Here is a 3,450-nt window from a genome sequence, read left to right on the forward strand (position 1 = left end):
AGGCTCTTTATTCACACGTATACAACTCTCGCAGACAGGCCCTCGCCAACGCCGCCAACGACGACACCGCGCGCTGATCCGGAAGTTGCGCCGAGCCGTATGCCAACGGCAACTCCGTACAAGCCAACACGAGCGGCACATCGTTTTCACGCCACAAAAGCTCCGCCGCTTGACGCAAGCGTTCGCCCGCCAGCGTGAAATTGCCCGATTTGATATAGCGCAACGACTGTTCTGCCCATTCTCCGGCAAGCGGTAACGGATCGTACAACGCAAAGCCTCGTTCCGCCGCTTTTTTCTGGTACAAACCGGAGCGCAATGTCCCTTGGGTTCCCAGAAGCCATGCCCCTTTGGGCGAAAGCTCCGCTGCCTCCGCCAGCGTCACGTCCATGATATTGATCAGAGGCGTCGTAAGTTCAGCGGCGAATTGCTCAATGAAATAGTGCGCCGAATTACATGGTGCGCAAAGCACGTCCGCGCCCCATGTGATCAGCTTTTCAAAGTCGTCTCGCATTTGCGGGCCGGGATCTGCTCCTTTGCCGAGCATGGCCGCGCTGCGATCGGGCAGATCCGTGTCGCCGAGCATAATTACCGTCGGGTGCTCTTGATCCGTTTCCGCCGGCGCGTATACCGCAAGCAGACGTAAAAATTCCGCTGCTGCCGCCGGTCCCATCCCGCCGAGCACACCTAATACTTTACCGTTCTTTTTAACCATAGCCATCTTCCGTTTCTTTTATTTTACATTTATCTTACCGTTTTACTTTAACGAATGCAACGATAACCGAAATGTATACAAAAATGCAAAAAAGAGACCGTCACAATGACGACCTCTTTGTGCATTTTCTATGTAAATCTTTGCCCTTTTTATCCGATCAGCGGTTTTTTATTCAATACTTTCGGCGTGCCGACACGGAAGCTGTCACCGCCGGCCTCTTCCACAAGGCAAGCCTGGTTGGCGCAAAGATATCCCTGAATGGACATATACATCGCGGTATCCGTGTAATCCAATCCGTACGCATCGCTGATCAGACGATGCAATTCCAAATATCCCGCGCGAATCGCGTCATCGCACGTCGGTCCGCAGGTGTTGACAAAGTACGCATCTTTGGTTTCCGTAACCGCCCAATTCAGCTTGAAGTTTTTCAAAAGACGCACGCGCACGATCACTTCACCGGCGATTTCAATCCCGTTGCCGCAGACTTCGCCGTCCGCCATCGTGGCATGCAGATCACCCATGGCCAGCAGGCCGCCTTTAACACGTACCGGGAACCAAACCGTTACGCCCTTTTGGATGATGCGGCTGTCCATATTGCCGCCGTGATTTCCCACAAAACCGGTAGAGATTTCTTTTTCATCGGTCGCGACACCGATCACGCCGACCATCGTGTCCAACGGCCACACCATGTCATTGGCATCCCAATGCACCAAACCGTTTTCAATCCGCATAATATGCGTCCGCAATTCACTTTTTTCACAAAACGGACCGCATTCGGGAATCGAACATACCGCGCCCTGGTCAGCTACCGTAACATCCAAAATATCGACCGCCAGCGCATCGCCCGGCTCCGCGCCTTCGATGTAAAGCGGACCGGTCGCCGGATTCGTATGTTGCCAATCCACCGATTCCGCAATATCCGTCGGTTTTTGCACCTGACCGTCATAGCAATCTTTGGTGATAAATTTGACCACTTCACCCGGTTTAGCTGTCGCAACCGGCTGCATCTCGGGAGTAAACTTATAAATACATTCTCTGATCTCTTGCATAAAACTTCCTCCTTTACTGTACCACTGTAAATTTGCTGCACACTGCTATCTTGCCCAACATCATCTTCGGCGGACAACTAGAACACAAAACCCGCGATTAAATACATCACGGCGGAAATCGCCGCAAAGATAATGGAGTAAGCAACACAAGTCGATGCGTGATAGCCCGGCTTTAAGCCGAAGACCGATGAAGTCAGCATCGTGTAATCGCAAATGTAACACATATTGCAACCGAAAGCGCCGGCCGAAATAATCGCCGCCCCTACCAGGTACGGATTGGCCCCGACGGTCAATGACACCGGAATCAAAATCGGGAACGTAATTAAAATCAGGCCCCAATTAAGCGACATGATACATTCCGAGATACAAAAGACAACAAACACGAGGAACGGTAACAAGTTCGGGTTAACGAAAGTTTGTACCACATTTGCCAAGTAATCGATATATCCCAAGTTCACCAACACATCATTGAGCATGTACGATACGCAGAACAAAATGATCAAACTCATAAAATCGGCGAAGCCGGCAATCAGGCACTCTTCAATATCTTCCGATTGGATAATATTGCGCAATAAATAGTAGCCGACCGTCACCGGTAAAACCACCAGCATCGCCGGTACCGTGTCGAATTCAAAATAGCAAACCACGCCCATCAAGAAAACAATCGGCAGGAAAAAGTCCAGCAGCCCGCCGTCTTTTTTACCCGGGACCTGCTCTTCCATATTTTCAATCGGCACGTAGTATTCTTTTTGTTGTGTTTTCAAACCGCCCAAGCGCGGTAAATAACCGGCGGCAAAAAGAAATGTACCGATCAGGGAAACGATGGCATAAAAGCTGAACGGAATGGAGCGGAAAAACGCCATCATGCCGTTACCGTTTTCGGCAAGCCCCGCCGAAGCAAACGCACCGCCTAAAAACGCCGCCCATGAAGTAATCGGAAACAGTACACGCAACGGTTCCGCCAAAGTATGGATCAAGTACGCGCCGTCTTCCCGCGGAGCATCCAATTCATCGTACATCGGCGCCATAATACTGCCGCCGATCGTAACCGTCATGTAATCATCAAAAAACAGCGGAAATTGCATAAGCCAAGTCGCCATATTTAATTGCCGCGCAGATTTCACTTTACGTTTAACCAATCTTGCAAACGCATGCAATGCGCCGGTTTTACCAAGAAGTTTTGTAAATACGTTCAAAAAGCAGCACATCAGAACAATCCACAAAAAGTCTTGATTCGACATCGTCGTATACAACTGCTCTTTAAATCCGTCTACTACACCGACTCCTGTATTTAATGCTATCCCCAACATGGTGGCAAAAATCAGAGTCTCTAAAATGCGTTTCGTCAGCAACGTATAATAGAGAATGTATACGATTAATAAAGTTCCTATTCCTTCCGGTAAATGGTCTTTCCCCGGCGTCAGAAATATGACTCCCAATAAAAGTAAAAACGTAAGACCGTAACTCATGCACTTGTGCAAAACAGAATTGGGATCCAATAGAGTTTTGTATAACGACCGCATAATAAAACCCCCATATGTTCTTTCTTTTTAGTATACCAAATAATAATTATAGAAAAAACTCAAAAATAACTATTAAATAAAAAAAGAGACCATTATCTGATGGTCTCTTTGGCGTAATCAGCAGCTACCTATGCTCCCGGGCCGTTTCCAGCCAAGTACTTTCGGC

The 3,450-nt window shown here is 48.7% G+C and carries 3 protein-coding genes; all 3 read right to left on the bottom strand.

Features of this window, described 5'->3' with window-relative positions; all coding sequences use genetic code 11:
* Positions 1–7: 7 nt before the first annotated feature.
* The 3 genes from RDN69_RS05950 to RDN69_RS05960 all read right to left on the bottom strand — a co-directional run bounded on the left by RDN69_RS05950 (position 8) and on the right by RDN69_RS05960 (position 3,284).
* Complete coding sequence (locus RDN69_RS05950) at positions 8–712, bottom strand: aspartate/glutamate racemase family protein (RefSeq protein WP_288218374.1); 705 nt, start codon at positions 710–712, stop codon at positions 8–10.
* Positions 713–861: 149 nt separating this feature from the next.
* Complete coding sequence (locus RDN69_RS05955) at positions 862–1,761, bottom strand: acetamidase/formamidase family protein (RefSeq protein ID WP_159823338.1); 900 nt, start codon at positions 1,759–1,761, stop codon at positions 862–864.
* Positions 1,762–1,838: 77 nt separating this feature from the next.
* Complete coding sequence (locus RDN69_RS05960) at positions 1,839–3,284, bottom strand: Na+/H+ antiporter NhaC family protein (protein ID WP_159823339.1); 1,446 nt, start codon at positions 3,282–3,284, stop codon at positions 1,839–1,841.
* Between the last annotated feature and the right edge of the window lie 166 nt (positions 3,285–3,450).

The organism is uncultured Negativicoccus sp. (assembly GCF_902480485.1).
Taxonomy (GTDB): domain Bacteria; phylum Bacillota; class Negativicutes; order Veillonellales; family Negativicoccaceae; genus Negativicoccus; species Negativicoccus succinicivorans.

Coding starts and splice junctions, on each gene's coding strand:
- RDN69_RS05950 (WP_288218374.1), bottom strand. CDS start 712: ATGGTTAAAAAGAACGGTAAAGTATTAGGTGTGCTCGGCGGGATGGGA.
- RDN69_RS05955 (WP_159823338.1), bottom strand. CDS start 1,761: ATGCAAGAGATCAGAGAATGTATTTATAAGTTTACTCCCGAGATGCAG.
- RDN69_RS05960 (WP_159823339.1), bottom strand. CDS start 3,284: ATGCGGTCGTTATACAAAACTCTATTGGATCCCAATTCTGTTTTGCAC.